Genomic DNA, 17544 nt, shown 5'->3' on the forward strand with positions numbered 1-17544 from the left:
AGCCGATTTCCGTGGGCGCCTGCCACATCACATGAGCATTTGCAACCGGATTGGCTCTTGTTGCCATGCATCGGCCCTGTAGTTGGTAGTGGTTGGGACATTTAGACATACCCCGCACAGTTTGTGACAGTTGCGAGTCGATGGGATATTCTGCGTCACCTGTTATCACCAACACACAGCGCCTTGGCGTGCTGTCTGACCTTGATGTGACTCTAGCATCGCTGCTGGAAACCCTGAGCCCGGTTGCGCCCAGCAGCGTCCCCCTCGCCGAAGCGCTCGGCTGCATCGCAGCCGAAATTTCTCCGCTGAGCCAGGCATTGCCATCGTTCCCCACCGCCGTCATCGATGGCTGGGCGTTCCGCGCCCTCGAACTCACGGGCGCCTCATCCTATTCGCCCTTGCCGCTCGCGGGCTGGCCGACCTGGGTCGAAGCTGGCCAATGTATGCCGGAGGGATGCGACTGCGTGCTCGATGCGGATCTCGTCGAAAATGCGGGACCGATGGGTCAGGTTCTCGCTGAAGCGCTTCCCGGCCAAGGCGCTCGCCGGGTCGGGGAAGATATGGCAAAGGGTCGAACCGTGACCATCGCCGGTCAGCAACTTGGTGAACTCGATCTGCTTGTTGCGCGTTCAATCGGGCTGAGCCACTTGGCGGTCCGCCGTCCGCACGTGCATGTCATCAATGTTCCCGCTACGGGAGCCGACGCTTCCACCGCGCAGCTTATCGGAGAATGCTTGCAAGCCTCCGGTGCAAGGCTGACGTGCACCCAGGCCCACGGACGCCATGTCGCGTCGATCACCAGGGCGCTGGAAACCGTAGCGAGCGACCTGCTGGTGCTCGTCGGCGGCACCGGAGTTGGCCGCACCGACGCAACCATAGGTGCACTTTCCGCTCGCGGCAAGCTCCTCGCACATGGCATCGCACTTCACCCTGGTCGAACGACCGCGATGGGGTGGATTGCTGGCAGTGCGGTAGTTGCTGTGCCTGGCGCGCCTGCCCATGCGCTAGCAGCGTGGTGGACGGTGGTGCAACCAGTGCTGGATCGCCTGTCGAGCCGCAAGCCTCGGCGAGAAACGGTGCTTCCCCTTTTGCGCAAGATCTCCTCCAGTGTTGGGGTCACAGAAATCGTTCTCCTCGAACAAATCGACGCGGCCTGGATACCCCTTGCTACCGGCGATCTCTCACTGGAGCACATCGCCCGCGCCGATGCATGGCTCGCGGTGCCAGGAGACAGCGAGGGTTACGCTGCAAGAAAATTGGTCGGTGCTTACGCGATACGATAACAGGTAGGAGTCTTTCGACATGACTGGATTTCTTGCTGATCCCAATCGCAGCAGCGTCGATCAGGATCAGTTCTTGACGGTTCTGTCACGGGAGGAGGCGCTCGCCCGGTTCGAAGCAGCGCTTCGCCCGCGCCCCGTTGAACGCGAAATGCGGACGCTGGCTGATGCGCTCGGTTTTGCTTTGGCCGAAGATGTAGCCGCGCCTATCGATGTGCCTCCTTTTGACCGGTCGAATGTCGATGGGTTCGCGGGACGCTCGGAAGATATGACGTCTGCAGGAGAAGCCGTTTCGATCCGGCTCGCGCTCAATGAAGAGGTGATTGCCTGCGGCATCGCGCCGAAGCAGACCGTTCTGCCGGGAACTGCGACTCAGATCTCGACGGGTGGCCCTATGCCGCGCGGTGCTGACTGTGTTGTCATGGTTGAATATACACAGCCCGCGGGCGATCGCGGGGTCGAAATTCGGCGGGCTGCGTCGCCCGGCCAGTTTGTTTCCCACGCGGGATCTGACATTTCTCGTGACGAGCTCCTGCTGCGCGCCGGAACGATGTTAGGTTCACGTGAAATCGGCGTGCTTGCCGCATGTGGAATTGCGGTCGTTCCTGTCTGGCGCAGGCCTCGCGTCACGATTCTGTCCACGGGTGACGAACTTGTTCAGCCAGGCGCGCCGCTGCCGCCTGCAGCCATCTATGATACAAACGGTGCAATCATATCCGCCGCTGTCACGGAGAATGGCGGTGAAGCCACGTTTCTCGGGGCTTTCCCTGACGAAGAGGAGAAGCTTGAGGCCATCTTGCGAGCGGCGATCAAGTCTTGCGACATGTTGGTCGTCTCCGGAGGGACCTCAAAGGGAGCAGGCGATGTCTCCCATCGCGTCATAGCGCGGCTCGGTGAACCGGGCATCATCGCCCATGGCGTGGCACTGAAGCCAGGAAAGCCGCTCTGTCTCGCGGTCTGCGACGGCATACCCGTCATCATCCTGCCGGGCTTTCCTACATCGGCCATGTTTACCTTCCACGACATGATCGTGCCGATCCTGCGTCATATGGCGGGCCTGCCTCCGCGAACCGACACCCGCGGCACGGCAAACGTTCCGGTGCGAATCGCGTCCGAACTGGGGCGCACCGAGTTTGTCATGGTGTCCCTCGTTGATGGCGATAGCGGACTGGTTGCCTATCCCACCGGCAAGGGCTCAGGCGCGATCACTTCATTTGCCCGGGCTGACGGGTTCCTTCGGATCGATGCGCTTTCAGATGGGATGCCGGCAGCGACCCAGGCCTCGATCACATTGTTCACTCCGCATGTGCGAGTCCCGGATCTCGTCATCGTGGGCAGTCATTGCACGGGCCTCGATCTCGTGACGACGTCGCTGGCGCGTGCCGGGCTCTTGGTGCGCTCCATCGCGGTCGGAAGCCTCGGTGGACTGGCGGCCGCCCGGCGCGGGGAGTGCGACCTCGCGCCGATCCATCTCTTCGATGAAACCACCGGGAGCTACAACAGTCCGTTCCTTGCGCCGGGCCTCGAGCTCGCAGCTGGCTGGCGGCGGATGCAGGGCGTTGTGTTCCGCGCGGGCGATCCGCGATTTGAGGGTCTGCCTGCGCAGGAGGCGGTACGCGTTGCGCTCTCTGACCCGGCTTGCGTGATGGTCAACCGCAATCAGGGCGCCGGAACGCGCATTCTGATCGATCGCCTGCTGGGAGCTGCGCGTCCGGACGGCTACTGGAATCAGCCGCGTTCGCATAGTGCCGTGACGGCGGCCGTGGCGCAGAACCGCGCTGACTGGGGTTTGACAATCGAGCCCGTGGCACGTTCCGCGGGGCTTGGCTTCATTCCACTGGAGGAAGAACATTACGATTTCGCGCTTGTTACGGCCCGCAGGAACAGGCCCGGCGTTTACGCTTTCCTAGAAGCGCTCCAGTCTCCGAAAAGCCGCATGGCGCTGGAGCAGGCGGGCTTTCGCCCTGTTTGACGCGAGACCAGGATCCCGAAAAAGTTGCAGTCCGGTCGAGTGCCTTGCGAACCGATCGGCCTCAGTCAACCGCCACCATAACGTCGGAAGCCTTGATGACGGCATAGGCCTCCTTGCCGGCTGAGAGCTTCAGGTCGTCGATCGATGCGTTGGTGATAGAGGCGGTAACCACCGCACCACCACCGATGTCGATGACGACATGCGAGGTTGTGACGCCTTTCGTAACCGCCTTCACCTTACCCTTGAGGATGTTGCGCGCGCTGATTTGCATGACGGGTCTCCTTAGACCGGGTGGCCTGTTTCCATGTACGTCCCTTGGCCCCTGCCACAACTGGCTCAAAGCCAGACGTGGGCTTGGTTGATGCATCGGAGCCAAGCATCTGCACTCCCTATCCGTCAAGCCTGCTTAGTCGTTGAGCCTCGACGATGTCTTCAATGGTATTGGCGTTGAAGAATGGATCGAACGGCTCTGTCGGCCAAGCCACCGTCGCGAGCCGGTAGCGCATGGTCCAGCTGTCGATTTTGCGACAATCATCAACCACAAGAGCGCGACGGAGGTCGTCCCGCAATTCGACGGCCCACAATCCGATTACCGGATGCGCCCTCCCGTGCGAACTGGCTACGGCAAGTTGTGCACCTAGGGCGATCCGCGCCTCGTGCAATCGGGCAACAAGGTCGTGTGGCAAAAAGGGACAATCCGCGGCAACGCTCAGGACCCACGCGATATCTGGTCTGTTAGCAGCGGCCCAGTCTAATGCCGCCAGTATGCCTGCGAGCGGCCCCACGGACCCTTCCACGGTATCGGCGAGTACCGGCACATCAAAGGATGCAAAGCGGCCCGGGTCACCGTTCGCATTGAGGACCAACTCGTCGCATTGCGGGGCAAGCCGCTTAATGATGCGTCCGAGGATCGTGCGCCCGCCGATCACGCGCAATGTTTTGTCGCAGCCTCCCATCCGACGGGCCAGCCCGCCAGCGAGGAGTACGCCAAGGGTCGCGGGACAATCATGAGCCTTCATGGCCGGCCTTTCGCTTGCTTCGAGCCGATTCCTCTTCGACAAAGGCGAGGTCCTGATCAAATATTATCCGCTCTTGACCCGACAGCGCGACAAATCGCTTCCCACGGGCGCGTCCTATCAGCGTCAATCCGACTTGCCTCGCGAGGTCCACGCCCCAGGCCGTGAAACCTGAACGCGATATAAGAATGGGAATACCCATCCGAACTGTCTTGATCACCATTTCAGATGTGAGCCGCCCTGTTGTGTATAGAATCTTGTCCGAAGGGTCGACGCGGTGCTGATACAGCCAACCCGCTATCTTGTCAGCCGCGTTGTGCCGCCCGACATCTTCCGTATAGCAAACCGGCACGCCTTCCTTGCAGAGCACGCATCCGTGAATCGCGCCGGCCTCGAGGTAAAGCGAAGGCATTGTATTGATCGCGTGAGTCATCTGATACAGCCAGGATGTGCGCAGCTTCGCCTTGGGGAGTGAGGCGCCCTCGACCGCCTCAAGAAGGTCGCCGAACGCTGTGCCTTGCGCGCAGCCCGACGTCAAAGTCTTCTTCTTCAGCTTCTGCTCGTAGTTCGTGCCGCGTTTGGTACGCACGACAACAACGTCCAGATCGCTGTCGAATTCGACCTCATTCACGATGTCATCTTTCTTCAGCATATTCTGGTTGAGAAGATAACCGAGTGCCAAATATTCCGGATAGTCATTGATCGTCATCATCGTGACAATCTCTTGAGAGTTAAGATACAGCGTCAAAGGGCGCTCGACCGGCACATTGATCTCAACCGATAGGCCGCTTTGGTCTATACCGTTTACATGCTGGGTAAGTCCAGGATCTTTTGGACTCGGAAAAATATTTGCAACGCATGTACCTGGGATGTTGGCCATTGATTCATATATCCAAGTGACGGCGATAACATATTCTTGATCGTGTTGGGGAAAAGCGTTCACACGCTGCGGGGCGGTGGGGATCTCCGATCGACAATAGACTACAAGCCACTTCATCGTCCCAAGAGTCGTCGCTGAATAATATGATAATCGATTTCGATACGCTGTCGAAAAGGAACGACGAAAATAATGCGGTGAATTGGATAGCCTGGCGATGTCACATGATAAAAGCTCGCAAAGCGTTGTAGTTTTTGAAGGGTGCGGACCGAGGATGAATTGCCAAAAGCCGCTGGGTTTGACGGCTCTATCAATCAGGAGGCCATCGTTTGCGCGATGCACTGGCTACGAGTCTTCCTGAAGAGTTTTGAACGCCTATGTTCCTGTTTTTTTCCGATCGTGGCGGCAAGCACAAAGGTGAGGCGAATGCTAAAGCTGCCGTGCAGTATTAGACTTGATCCGTCCGACACATTCGTATTCGAGCGAGCCTCATTGCCAGGTGAAGTCATCGTTTCAGGGGCGTTTGTCTTTTCCGACTGCGGTGACCCAGCCACACTTGCTCCAAAACAGCACTCGGCGTTCCGCTCGGGTTTCTTGGGTGTGGACAGTCTCGGCTGGTCTACACTTGCCATTGTTACAGAAGCTACGGAGGCTGACAGGACGCGGGCGGTCGATCATCTCACCGTTCAACTGCTTGAGCAATTTGGCGCCCCCGATCTGGTGGCAGCGCGCGAAAAGGCAGACGCAGAGATCGATTTTGCGATCTCATTGTGTGGTCATCCACCCCAGACACTGTTTGCTGTTCATCGGATCTTTGAGAACCTCTGTATCCGAGAGAGTTTCCGCACGCTGAAGTCACGCCAGCCTGTGCCAGGGGCCGATCGCCTACATGCATATGCCCGGGCCTTTTCCTTCCATGAAACAGACGCCAAAGGGGAGCCCGGTGACGAGATTGATCTGGTCCGCATGGCGAAGGAGCATAGATGAGAGGCGCTGCCTGCGGTGTCATAGTGGTGCCCATCGAGTATTAGGACTTAACCTGTGCCCGACAGTGTAAGGATCTGAGAGGCCATGGCACAACTTTCGGACGATTGCTTCGCCTTCGGTGGTCCAATGATGTCTGTAGCTGAGGCCGTAGCGACCATCGCTGCTCGCGTGAACGCTGTGCGAGGCGTCGAAACAGTGCATCTCACCCATGCCGACGGGCGCGTTCTCGCCTCCAGCATCGCGGCTCCGCTGCCGCTGCCTCCTTTTACCAATTCCGCTGTTGATGGTTATGCCCTGAGCAGCCGCGATCTCCCGGTTACGGCAGAACGGTCGTTCCCGGTCGCAGGACGCGTTCAGGCCGGAGCTTCTGCACGAGGTGCGATAACGCCTGGCCAAGCAATCCGCATCTTCACTGGCGCTCCTCTGCCCGATGGAGCCGACACGGTCTTCATGCAGGAGGACGTGCGCGTCGATCAGTCAGGTTGCGTCATCCTGCCGCCGGGTCTCAGCCCCGGCGCCAATGTGCGCCCGGCAGGCGAGGACGTTGCCCTCGGCCATCGCGCTTTACCGTCCGGCCGGCGCTTGCGTCCGCAAGATGTCGCGCTCGCCGCAGCTCTGGGATTGACACACCTGGAGGTACGCAGGCGCATACGCGTCGCAGTGTTCTCGACCGGCAACGAAGTTGTGTCTCCGGGCGACGCGCGTGGGGGCGCGCAGCTGTTCGACTCAAACCGTTACATGATGATGGCAATGCTGACGCGACTGGGCTGTGAAGTCAGTGATCTCGGTATTCTATGCGACGACAGGGTACTGCTCGCCGCCGGTTTAAAGGCGGCCGCGGGCGCGCATGATCTGATCGTGACCACGGGCGGTGTTTCAACAGGCGAAGAGGATCACGTCAAAACAAGCGTTAAGAGCGTAGGAACCCTCGTACTTTGGCGCATGGCTATCAAACCAGGGCGTCCGGTAGCGATGGGCATTATCGATGGAACTCCCTTTATAGGCCTGCCTGGAAATCCGGTAGCGAGCTTCGTCACCTTTGCCTATGTTGTGCGACCTACTATCCTCGCGTTGGCGGGCACCGATGCGCGACGAGGGCCAATTCCCACGCCATTGCGTGCTGCGTTCGACTACAAAAAGAAGATCGGACGCCGTGAGTACGTTCGGGTGAGTCTGCGCACTTGCCAAGACGGCTCGCTCGAGGTCGCGAAATTTCCACGCGAGGGCGCTGGCCTGCTTTCGTCGCTCGTGCAAACTGACGGCTTGGTGGAACTCGGCGAGGACGTGACGCGTGTCCACCGCAGGCAGATGGTCAGATTTTTCGACTATGCGAGCTTGATCTGAAATGACCATGACGAAACTTGACCTAGCCGGATTGAGATGTCCTTTTCCCGCGATGAAGACGCGCAAGGCCTTGAAGATGCTGAGGGCGGGAGATCACCTTGAAGTGCATTGTACAGACCCGCTCGCGGTCCTCGACATTCCCAATCTTATCCGCCAGACGGGCGATCGGCTTGAGATCATAGAACGTACGGAGTTCCAGGTCGTATTCCTGATCCAGAAGTCGGCCTGAGCTGGCGTGGGAGCGAGGCATGGCGCGCCTTTCGCGGATTGGAGTCCGTCTACTCGACGACAGCCACGTCACGAACGGATGAGCCGGAGAAGAAAAACTGCGGGCTAGCCGGCCAAGTGCTTAGACGGTCAAACCGGCGAATTTCATGAATACCCGGAACAGCACAGCTACTCCGGCCAGCGCAGCGACACTCGCGCTCCAGATCAATACGAGCCAGCCGGCACGGCGCAGCCATTTTTTTCGGTTGTCCGTCGCCGACCGCATCAATGATGATAGCCTTCGCCTGCCTTCACCTTGCCGCGGAACACGTAGTAGGACCATGCGGTATAGGTCAGTATGACCGGGATGGTGAAAAGGGCGCCTACGAGCGTGAAGCCCATGCTTTGTGCCGGCCCAGCCGCTTCGCGGAGTGAAACCGCCGGTGGGATGATATTGGGCCATAGGCTGATCGCAAGACCGCTGTAGCCGAAGAAGAGGAGCGCCAGCGAAAGCAGGAATGGTGCAGCTTGCGGTGATTGCTGCAGGACGCGAAGGATCGCCCAACTCGTCGCCAGCACAAGAATCGGCACAGGGGAAAAGAATAAGAGGTTCGGAAGAGCGAACCACCGCGCGGCGACCTGCGGATGTGTGAGCGGTGTCCACAGGCTGACGACAGCGATGACGAACAGCAGGCCAACGGTGATCGGGCGCGCTAGCGCGATCATGCGCTGCTGCAGCGTGCCTTCTGTCTTCATGATGAGCCAGGTCGAGCCGAGCAGCGCATAAGCGATGAGCAGGCCGAACCCCGTGAACACGCTGAACGGCGTCAGCCAATCGAATGTGCCGCCACCGTACGAGGCGCCGGTCACCTGGAAGCCGTTGATGAAGGCGCCGAGCGCGACCCCTTGCGAGAAGGCCGCGATATAGGATCCCGAGGCAAAGGCTTTGTCCCAGAACGGTTTGTGCGCTTCATCGGCGTTGAAGCGGAACTCAAAGGCGACGCCGCGCCAGATCAGACCAGCAAGCATCAGGATGATCGGTATATAAAGTGCGCTCAGCAGCACCGAATAAGCGAGCGGGAAAGCGGCAAGCAGTGCAGCGCCCCCGAACGCGAGCCAGGTCTCGTTGCCGTCCCACACCGGCGCCACCGTGTTCACCATGCTATCCCGATCGTTTCTTGCTGGAACAAAGGGGAAGAGAAGGCCGATGCCGAGATCGAAGCCATCCATGACCACGTACATCATGAGACCGAAGGCGATGATGACGGCCCAGATGATCGGGAGGTCGATGCCCATCTCACTCAGCCTCTCTGCTGCCGGCAGCAACGAGGCTGCCGCTCTCCCGGATAACAGGGACAGCCGACAGCGCATGTGCCGTCTGCGGTTTGATCAGTTCACCGCCATGCGGCGCAATGCCTTCATCGTCAGGCCCCTTGCCGACGAGCTTCAGCATGTATGCGATGCCGGTGCCAAATACGACGAAATACATGACGACGAAAACGATCAATGAGGTTGTGAGCGCAAAAACCGAATGGTTAGAAACGGCATCGGCAGTACGCATGACGCCGTAGATCACCCACGGCTGGCGGCCAATCTCGGTGGTCAGCCATCCAGCAAGGATCGCGACGAGGCCGGCAGGCCCCATCGCCAGGGCGAAACGCAGAAAGGGCCTTGACTCGAACAGGCGATGCCGGGTGCGGAGCCACAGGCCCAAAAGGCCGAGCAGCAGCATCAGAAAGCCGAGACCGACCATGAGCCGAAATGTCCAGAACACAACCGTGGAATTCGGGCGGTCGGCAGACGGGAAATCCTTCAGACCACGGATTTGGCCATTCCAGGTATGGGTGAGAAGCAAGCTGCCCAAATAAGGTATCTGCACCGCATAGCGCGTCATCTCGGCGTTCATATCAGGCAAACCGAAGAGGATAAGCGGCATGCTCCCACCGGGCTCGTTTTCCCAATGCCCCTCGACCGCGGCGATTTTTGCAGGCTGATATTTGAGATCGATGAGCCCATGTCGGTCACCAATGGCGATCTGGACCGGCGTAACCATGAGCAGCATCCACATGGCCATCGACAACATAGTGCGCACCCCCGGCGTGTCGCGCCGCTTGAGCAGATGCCACGCCCCGGATGCTCCGACGAATAGTGCCACGGCGAGATAGGCCGCGACAACCATGTGGGCGAGGCGATAGGGGAAGGACGGGTTGAAAATGACCTTTAACCAATCGACCGGTACCACCCGGCCGTCGATGATCTCGAAGCCCTGGGGGGTCTGCATCCAGCTGTTCGATGCCAGAATCCAAGTGGCGGAAATGAGCGTGCCAAGCGCTACCATTATAGTCGCAAAGAAGTGGAGGCCGGGTCCAACCTTGTTCCATCCGAACAGCATGACCCCGAGAAAGCCGGCTTCGAGGAAGAAGGCGGTCATCACCTCATATGTGAGGAGCGGGCCGGTGATGCTGCCCGCAAAAGCTGAGTAGTAACTCCAGTTGGTGCCGAACTGGTAGGCCATTACCAGCCCAGACACGACACCCATGGCGAAATTGACGGCAAAGATCCTCGCCCAGAAGTAATGGAGGTTGCGGTAGACGGTTTCCTGTTTCCAAAGCCACAGCGCCTCCAGCACGACAAGATAGCTGGAGAGCCCGATGGTGATCGCCGGGAAGATGATGTGGAAGCAGATTGTGAACCCGAATTGGATACGGGCCAAGTCGAGCGCGCTCAGACCCAGCATTGGAGGTCTCCTTCACCGTGCTCGAACGTACCCCCTCCGATGGGCTCATTGAACCGTCTGTTCGAGCAACACAAGGCCATGACGCGTCCGGGCAAAGAAAGCTGAAGTAGCCCTATCCTCACGCATATTCCTTCGAGATGTTGCGAGGTTTGGTTCGAGATTGCCCAATCAGTAGCGGCGGTAGCCTTGCTACGTCGCAAATCGACGCGCATCCTAAGGCGCTGTCAGGCCTGATTTAAGGATCATGCCGAATTACGGGTAGCTGGCGATCGAAACGGACAATACACGAGGGCCAGCCTTTGCCAGCCCTACCGGCCACCTCATCCACGGCTACCGCTTTTACGAACTGTCGCTTCCGAGGCCGGAGGCACTGGCATTGCTCCTTGGAGCGCGCTCCTCGGGCCGCGGTATCCAAACGACTCCCAGTTCAACACCGGGCGTCGTGGAGCAAGTCAAGGCTGTCGACAATCGCGACCACGAAATTCACGGTAACAAGGATGCCAATGTATCGAGCAGATTTGAAGCCAACATCGCACGCTAGCTGGCAGCCTTGGAACATGCTGGCCGCCAGGTCAGCAACGTGCTGAGGCGAAGACGGGTCGGCCGAGGGAGAAGATTGGAAGCCTGCGGCAGCAGATCCAGTGCGGGAGGTGGGTCGAGACGTCGCAAATCAAAGCAGGTTTCCGGTGACAGATCCCCGATGCCCGCTCAATGGCGAGCGGCAAAGGCACTGGCATCGTCGGCTACACTGTCCAAATCCAACGATGCCAAGCACCATCTGATCGTCGCGCACGAGGTGACCAAAGTCGGCTGCGGTCGGCCGCTACTGAGCACTAGTCGCCTGCCGGTCTGGCCGATCGGCCAAAGATGCTCTCTATCATACCAAGGTCTGAGTTTCTAAAATGATCAGAATAAGGGAACAAACCCCAGTAGAATGGAACCGCTCAGACACGCACGGTAGTCTACACGGGCAATGGCAGCTTGCCAGGAAGGTCGTATCAACCACATGGGCCGGTTGATTCGGCTGACAGGTTAGCCTGTGCCCAATCCGGAGGTCCAGATGTTCAACCAAGCTCCAATACAACTTAAGTCACGTTTTGGGTTGGCGCCCATTAGAGTGATCGGCGCGGCAGTCTCGCTGGTCGCCATCTCCGCCATGCCGGCGGCGGCGGCATCGCCAGTGGCCACGGCGGGCGGGTTGCCCCCGTGCGGCTCGCGGCCAGAAATCCTGAAGCAACTTTCCAGCCGTTTCAAGGAAGCACCAGTTGCCCTCGGCCTGGCTAAGAACGGCTCAGTCGTCGAAGTTCTGACCAGCGAGGATGGCGCGACCTGGACGATCATGGTCAGCCAGCCGAACGGCTCGAGCTGCCTCGTCGCCATCGGCGAAGGTTGGGAAGAATTGAAGCGGGTCGGGTCCAAAGGCGAGCGCGGCGCCTGATCGCCTGCATCGCGTAGGTCAAAAAAGAAGGAACGGCAAGATGGTTGATATCTCTGACCGCGAAAGCGCACCGCGAAAGCCGTGGCCCGGTCCGATTGCTCAGAAGCTATGGCCAGAGCGGGCAGCCGACCAGGGATCGCACCTCATTGTCCGCAGGCTGTCGGAAACTCACTCCGACCAACGTGATCCAAAGGCGTTCCTATCGCGGTTCATCGTTCTTCAGGCGATCGGTGTCGCGGGAATCGCCGGGCTTTCGGCCGCCGGCGTTGCCGACAAACCCTTCGCCGGCAACAACGCGTTTCTGTGTTGGCTGATCGCAGCCATCGCCGCCCTAGGCATTTTGTGCGTCTTCTTCCGGCGCTGGCGCGATGTCGATTGGTTGGCGACCCATGTAGTGCGGATCGGGCTGCTCGGGACCGTGGTTGGGTTGATCGTCGCGTTCTCGGCGGCGCGCGCTGGCGGATCGGCCGACCCCAATACAATCCGGCCGATGATCGCGTCGGTGATCGACGGCATGTATGTCGCGCTCTATGCGACGCTGCTGGGCATAGCCACGAACCTGTGGCTCAAGATCAATCTCCGCCTGCTGGGGAACTTCGATGGATGAGGAAACTCTCACTGTCTGGCTCGACACCGCTCTCCTGATGCTCGGCGGCTTCGTCCTCATGACCGTGCTCATGATGACGGTGATGAACCCGCCAGCCAAGGCGAGCGAGACCGATGGCGTCACGGCGCCGGGAAACGTCACCATCGAAACGCAATGGCCCGACAAGCTCGACGCCGATGTCGATCTGTGGGTCCAGGCGCCCGGCGATGTGCCGGTCGGCTATTCCAACAAAAGCGGCAAGGTATTCGATCTGCTGCGCGACGACCTCGGCATGGCGCAAGACATGACTGACTCCAACCACGAAGTCGCCTATTCCAGGGGCGCGCCCGCGGGCGAATACATCGTCAATGTTCACATGTATCGCGGCGTCAACGTCACATATCCCGTCCCGGTCAAGATCAGCGTCAATTTAAAGCGCGATGCCCAGTCGTCAGCGCCGGTGGCCACAACGACGGTCCAACTGCGCAAGCCCAACCAGGAGCTTACCGCCTTGAGATTCCGGCTCGATTCGGCCGGCCAACTGGTGCCCGGCAGCATCAACAGCATCTTCAAACCCCTACGCGTGGCGGCCACCCAATGATGATAGCTCCCGTCATTTTCGCCCTGCTGCTTGGCGTGTTCATTTTCGTTGTTCTGCCGCATGCAGGCATTGCCCGCCGCACCCTCTCGGTCGGCATTTTCCTGGCGCTGATCACCGTCGTCTACGTCGGCGCAAGCGAGCTTCTTGGCCGTCCCAAGCCACTGACACTCGAGTGGCGCGACACGGCAAAAGCCCAGGTGGTGGGCGCCGTCCCGGTTGAGAACGAAGCCATCTACGTATGGCTCATCACGCCCGTCTCGACTGAGCCGCGCTTCTATGTGCTGCCATGGAGCCAGCAAGCCGCCCAACAACTGCAAGATGCGATGGGCAAAGCGGAAGCTGACGGCACCGGAGTAGAGATGAAGATGCAAACCACCGACGCCGGTCTCAATGCCCGCGCACCGATGTTCTACGCACGGCCACAACCACCCCTGCCGGCAAAGGACTATCAGAGCGGTGAGCGCCCGCTCGTTTATGCACGGCCCACCACGAGCGCTGACGCCACTCGGTGACCTTGGCGGAGAGTGCGTCCGTCATCTCGGTAGTCCAAAGACGTCCGTTGAAGGCCGATAATGCTAAGTTATACAGCTACATAGCTTTTTTTGAAGGGTGCAACGCAGTCCGCCGAAATCCGTTGATATCGCTCAAACGCGGGTTACGATGTGGCGTAAAATTTTGGAGCGAACCCAAGCTAAAACGGGGAAGGCACCCGGAAAAGGCCCTTAGTGCCTTGCAAGTAAGCAGGCCAAGATTGTTGGCCGCTACACGAATGACAATGGTCTTGGGGGTTGACCCTTCCGGCGCCAAGCGGTGGTTGCTTAGGATCGTTGTCCAGGGTCGTCGCAGGGACATTGGACTTGGTGGCACTGAGCTTGTTCGGCTCGCTGAGGAGACGAGGAGCTTATCTTGATGGATATTGAGTCCGGCTTAGAGGAAGCTGGCTTCGAGGTCATCACAGCAAGTCTGCCGATCACGCCATCGAAGTCTTTGATGCAGCCCCTTCATAGCGATAAGGCGCGTGGACTTGATCGTGTTCGTTCCTGCCCAGATATCGACAGCTGGTTCAATCGCCGAGCCGACGTGTTCGCCGCCATATCGCGCATCCCGAAAGTAAAAGTGATCATCGCGCACGTTCTGTTAGCGCCGCAATGAATTTGGGCCACCGTTCTGCGAAGTTGGGTATCAGGGGGTCCCCGGTCGTTGCCTGTTTTGGCTCCTCGGCCTGTCAGATCTGCCATAGAGCAACTGGCTCGCGCACGCGCTTAAAGACGGACGAGATGGATGGGTCCCGTTGGCGATCGAGCAGGCAAAAAAATGGGCCGATGACGACGTGCCATCGGCCCAGCCATGGCCCACGACGAACGCCGGGGGGGAGGGCGGCGTCGCCACGATCAACCAGCAAACCGCGGAGCGACCGCCAGCGATCAATTGGCACCAATTGGCGTGCAGCAAATGTGACCCAAAGACTGGAGAGCCGAAGAGGAACAGCAGTTGCAGCACTGATGAAAGTCTAGTTGGTTTCGACCAGGATGCTTCTCGCCAATTGCCAATTTTGCGTCGCGATTGCCTCGTTCCTCATCCCGCGAAAAGGGTGGACCTCACGATGAAACTAGTCACGGCGCCATAGGAGTTGGCATGATCCTGATCACCTCGGACTGGCGGGCACCCTTTTCATGGAAAGGAGCCTCGGCTCGCACAACAGCGACGCGCCATAGAGAGCTTCGTCCGCAATGGCTGCGCCTCCCGCGCTGCCAAGCAGTCGTCAACTTGCAGATCTTCCCCCCAAGTGATTTGATGTCGACCTATCGACTTGACAAGGACGTCCGTTGCTGCCGTTATGCATAACCGAATCGCGCAACCTCCCATCCTTATTACCACGCCCAACTCAATGGGCATGAGGCTGCCGGTCGGCCGCCCGATCGTTGGGAGCCGCTACGTGTCTATGAATGTTTCGTGGAGTGCCGGGCCTGGCGCGATGTGTCAGCGCGCCTGTCGGTCGCGTCGAGACGCGCGGCCGTGACGTGGCCAAGTCAAAAGGATGGCGCAGGTGAGGAGCCCACGGTCTTCATCGTTGAGGATGACACGTCATTCCGCGACGCGCTGAGAAGGCTTTTGCACACGATCGACCTGCGCACCGAGGTTTTCGGCTCGGCATCGGAATTGCTTCAAAGCAAGCTTCCTGATGTCCCAGCCTGTCTCGTCTTGGACGTTCGGTTGCCTGGGCTGAGTGGCCTGGACGTCCAAAGCGAACTGGCCCGGGCCGATATTCAGATCCCCATCATTTTCATGACCGGCCACGGAGATATTCCGATGTCAGTAAAAGCGATGAAAGCTGGCGCAGTCGATTTCCTGACGAAGCCGTTTCGGGATCAGGATATGCTGGACGCTGTCAGCGCAGCGATCGAGCGAGACCGCCGCAGACGCGAGCGCGAGAGAGTGGTTTCAGAGCTGCGGGCTTTTTTCCAATCACTAAGTGCCCGCGAGCGTCAGGTCATGACGCTAGTTACCAAGGGATTGATGAACAAACAGGTCGCAGCCGAGATTGGGCTCAGCGAGATCACCGTGAAGATCCATCGCGGCAACCTCATGAGAAAAATGGGTGCGAAAACTCTGGCTGATCTGGTGCGAATGGCCGAGATTCTCGACATAAGCTCCGAGCGATAGTGCCAACCAAAGTCGGCGGGATCGTAAGGGATAAGCAGCTTTCGCCGGCAGGATGGGTTCATCGAAAAAACCGTGTAGCACCTACCCCGGCGAACCTACTACAGCGCTTGCCTGGCCGCCACGGAGAGGTGCGGCGTGTCTGACGGACTGCTTGTAGGTGTCTCTGCGAACCCCAAATCGATGTAGGCGGTGCCAGTATGGTATTCCGAGCCGATCCCGGAACGGATCGCTCGCCCAGTTGTCTACATCCCGGTGTGTGCTGATAATTCTGCAAATTCGCTGAGAGAGGGCGGTCATGGCAGGCTGGTGATGTTCAACGTCACCTGATTCCCGCGAAGGAACGCCACCATGACCAAGAGTGAAGATAAATCCGCCACCGCTGCCGTCAAAGACATTCTGCTTTCGAACCCGGATGGGCTGCACGAAGTGATCCGCGCGGTGATGCAGGAGGTGCTNCGCTGCCGTCAAAGACATTCTGCTTTCGAACCCGGATGGGCTGCACGAAGTGATCCGCGCGGTGATGCAGGAGGTGCTCGAGGCCGAGATGGACGAGGCGCTGGGTGCTTCCAAGAGCGAGCGCACGCCTGATCGTCTGGGCTACCGCTCGGGTTAATACGGCCGCACCTTGGTCACGCGGGTCGGCAAGCTGGAGCTGCGGGTTCCGCAGGACCGGGCCGGCCGCTTCTCCACCGAACTGTTCGAGCGCTACCAGCGCTCCGAGCGCGTTGGTGGCAACCCTTGCGGAGATGTGTATGTGCAGGGCGTGTCGACCAGAAAGGTCAAGGCGATCACCGAAGAGCTGTGCGGCCACGCCTTCTCCGCCTCGTCGATCTCGGCCATCAACAAACGTCTGGACGAGAGCCTGAAGGCCTTTGCCGAGCGCCCGCTTCTAGAGCCGTTCCCCTACCTCATTGTCGACGCCGCTACGAGAAGGTGCGCGAGGCCGGCATCGTCGCGAGCCAGGCGGTGCTGATCGCGGTCGGCATCGATTGGGACGGCCGGCGCCAGATCCTGGCCGTGGAGATGGCCAATCGCGAGAGCCGCTCGGCCTGGAAGGTTTTCCTGGTGGCGCTGAAGGGGCGCGGCCTCAAGGGCGTCGAGTTGGTCGTGTCCGACGACCATGCCGGCCTGGTCGCGGCGATCGGCGAGGTGATCCCCGAAGCCGCATGGGAGCGCTGCTACGTGCACTTCCTCAGGAACGCGCTCGATCACCTGCCGAGCAAGCACGGCGACGACTGCCTACAGGAACTCAGATGGCTCTACGACCGCCGCGATCTCGCCGAGGCCAAGGCTGATCTCGCCGCATGGCTGTCCAAATGGTCGGGCCGCTATCCAAGGCTGATGACGTGGGTGGAGGAGACCATCGAGCGCACGCTGACCTTCTTTTGTCTGGCGCGCCAGCGCCACAAGCACCTGGAGTCCACCAACATACTCGAACGCCTCAACGAGGAAATCCGCCGGCGCACCTATGTCGTGCGCATCTTCCCCACGCCGAGAGCTGCCTGCGCCTGGTCAGAGCGCTGGCCGTCGAGACCAACAAAAACTGGATGGAGGTCAACCGATACATCAACATGGACGACCTGCGCGAGCACAAGAAGCTCGCTCTGCGCCAAGCTGCATGACCAGCTTCATGGCCGCCCCGTTTTTGCAGAACTTGACGCACAACCTACATCCCCGTCTGATGTGATGATCGTCGGCGGCTACCAGCTTGATCGAATTCGCATGCCGAGGCATACTTTTTGGTACTTTTGAGATTTGTCGGATATAGACAAATTATAATCCGACATACAGGTCGGATAGTGGCGTACGATCTACAATGCTGTCGCCGGCTAATT

General features: G+C 59.5%; 17 protein-coding genes and 1 pseudogene. 12 read left to right on the top strand and 6 right to left on the bottom strand.

From position 1 onward, the window contains the following. Positions 1-140 precede the first annotated feature (140 nt). Together X739_RS143230 and X739_RS143225 are read left to right on the top strand one after the other, a co-directional pair. Positions 141-1283: a molybdopterin-binding protein gene (locus X739_RS143230; RefSeq protein ID WP_023795492.1), complete on the top strand. Its 1143-nt coding sequence runs from the start codon at positions 141-143 to the stop codon at positions 1281-1283. 19 nt (positions 1284-1302) lie between these two features. Then, positions 1303-3252 carry a molybdopterin biosynthesis protein gene (locus X739_RS143225; protein WP_023795493.1) on the top strand — a complete coding sequence of 650 codons (1950 nt, stop codon included), beginning with the start codon at positions 1303-1305 and terminating at the stop codon, positions 3250-3252. A gap of 61 nt (positions 3253-3313) precedes the next feature. Here the strand turns inward: X739_RS143225 and X739_RS143220 are convergent, their stop codons facing one another. The 3 genes from X739_RS143220 to X739_RS143210 all read right to left on the bottom strand — a co-directional run bounded on the left by X739_RS143220 (position 3314) and on the right by X739_RS143210 (position 5148). Continuing rightward, on the bottom strand, positions 3314-3523 hold the full coding sequence (locus X739_RS143220) for a molybdopterin-binding protein (protein ID WP_023795494.1): 210 nt from the start codon (positions 3521-3523) through the stop codon (positions 3314-3316). Between the two features lie 118 nt (positions 3524-3641). Beyond that, positions 3642-4271, bottom strand: a complete 630-nt coding sequence (gene mobA / locus X739_RS143215; protein WP_023795495.1) for a molybdenum cofactor guanylyltransferase MobA — start codon at positions 4269-4271, stop codon at positions 3642-3644. Further along, positions 4258-5148 (bottom strand): formate dehydrogenase accessory sulfurtransferase FdhD, encoded by an 891-nt coding sequence (locus X739_RS143210; protein ID WP_031252259.1) that lies wholly within the window; start codon positions 5146-5148, stop codon positions 4258-4260. Before X739_RS143210 ends, mobA begins: the two co-directional genes overlap by 14 nt. A 276-nt stretch (positions 5149-5424) precedes the next feature. Between X739_RS143210 and X739_RS0135105 the strand changes: the two genes are divergently transcribed. The 3 genes from X739_RS0135105 to X739_RS143200 all read left to right on the top strand — a co-directional run bounded on the left by X739_RS0135105 (position 5425) and on the right by X739_RS143200 (position 7705). Next, positions 5425-6132, top strand: a complete 708-nt coding sequence (locus tag X739_RS0135105; RefSeq protein WP_023795497.1) for a DUF6505 family protein — start codon at positions 5425-5427, stop codon at positions 6130-6132. Between the two features lie 84 nt (positions 6133-6216). After that, entirely contained in the window at positions 6217-7476 is a 1260-nt protein-coding gene (gene glp, locus X739_RS143205) for a gephyrin-like molybdotransferase Glp (RefSeq protein ID WP_023795498.1), read from the top strand. Between the two features lies 1 nt (position 7477). Beyond that, complete coding sequence (locus X739_RS143200; protein WP_031252262.1) at positions 7478-7705, top strand: sulfurtransferase TusA family protein; 228 nt, start codon at positions 7478-7480, stop codon at positions 7703-7705. Positions 7706-7825: 120 nt separating this feature from the next. On the opposite strand, the gene X739_RS1000000168385 is transcribed toward X739_RS143200, so the two are convergent. From X739_RS1000000168385 to X739_RS143190, 3 genes are read right to left on the bottom strand one after another with little or no spacing between them, the layout of a single operon-like run. Beyond that, positions 7826-8026, bottom strand: a complete 201-nt coding sequence (locus tag X739_RS1000000168385) for a DUF2474 domain-containing protein (protein ID WP_348625770.1) — start codon at positions 8024-8026, stop codon at positions 7826-7828. After that, positions 7969-8979: a cytochrome d ubiquinol oxidase subunit II gene (gene cydB / locus X739_RS143195; protein WP_023795501.1), complete on the bottom strand. Its 1011-nt coding sequence runs from the start codon at positions 8977-8979 to the stop codon at positions 7969-7971. Before cydB ends, X739_RS1000000168385 begins: the two co-directional genes overlap by 58 nt. Position 8980: 1 nt before the next feature. Next, positions 8981-10420 carry a cytochrome ubiquinol oxidase subunit I gene (locus X739_RS143190; protein ID WP_023795502.1) on the bottom strand — a complete coding sequence of 480 codons (1440 nt, stop codon included), beginning with the start codon at positions 10418-10420 and terminating at the stop codon, positions 8981-8983. A gap of 1060 nt (positions 10421-11480) precedes the next feature. Here X739_RS143190 and X739_RS143185 point away from each other — a divergent pair. The 7 genes and pseudogenes from X739_RS143185 (at position 11481) to X739_RS01000000166435 (ending at position 17331) form a co-directional block, all read left to right on the top strand. Further along, on the top strand, positions 11481-11858 hold the full coding sequence (locus tag X739_RS143185) for a hypothetical protein (RefSeq protein WP_156939925.1): 378 nt from the start codon (positions 11481-11483) through the stop codon (positions 11856-11858). Positions 11859-11898: 40 nt separating this feature from the next. Beyond that, the gene (locus X739_RS143180) at positions 11899-12465 is read left to right on the top strand and encodes a MotA/TolQ/ExbB proton channel family protein (protein ID WP_023795505.1); all 567 of its coding nucleotides are present in this window, start codon (positions 11899-11901) and stop codon (positions 12463-12465) included. Continuing rightward, positions 12458-13045, top strand: coding sequence for a hypothetical protein (locus tag X739_RS143175; RefSeq protein WP_023795506.1), 588 nt, complete (start codon positions 12458-12460; stop codon positions 13043-13045). The genes X739_RS143180 and X739_RS143175 overlap by 8 nt, the downstream gene beginning before the upstream one ends. Continuing rightward, positions 13042-13557, top strand: coding sequence for a hypothetical protein (locus tag X739_RS143170; RefSeq protein WP_023795507.1), 516 nt, complete (start codon positions 13042-13044; stop codon positions 13555-13557). The genes X739_RS143175 and X739_RS143170 overlap by 4 nt, the downstream gene beginning before the upstream one ends. Before the next feature lie 394 nt (positions 13558-13951). Further along, a complete protein-coding gene (locus tag X739_RS143165; protein WP_156939927.1) occupies positions 13952-14197 on the top strand; it encodes a hypothetical protein in 246 nt (81 codons plus the stop codon). A gap of 864 nt (positions 14198-15061) precedes the next feature. Further along, positions 15062-15709, top strand: coding sequence for a response regulator transcription factor (locus tag X739_RS143160; RefSeq protein ID WP_023795509.1), 648 nt, complete (start codon positions 15062-15064; stop codon positions 15707-15709). 520 nt (positions 15710-16229) lie between these two features. After that, positions 16230-17331 (top strand): annotated as a pseudogene (locus X739_RS01000000166435) (IS256 family transposase). Positions 17332-17544: the final 213 nt, after the last annotated feature.

The organism is Mesorhizobium sp. LNHC209A00, assembly GCF_000502915.1.
Lineage (GTDB): Bacteria > Pseudomonadota > Alphaproteobacteria > Rhizobiales > Rhizobiaceae > Mesorhizobium.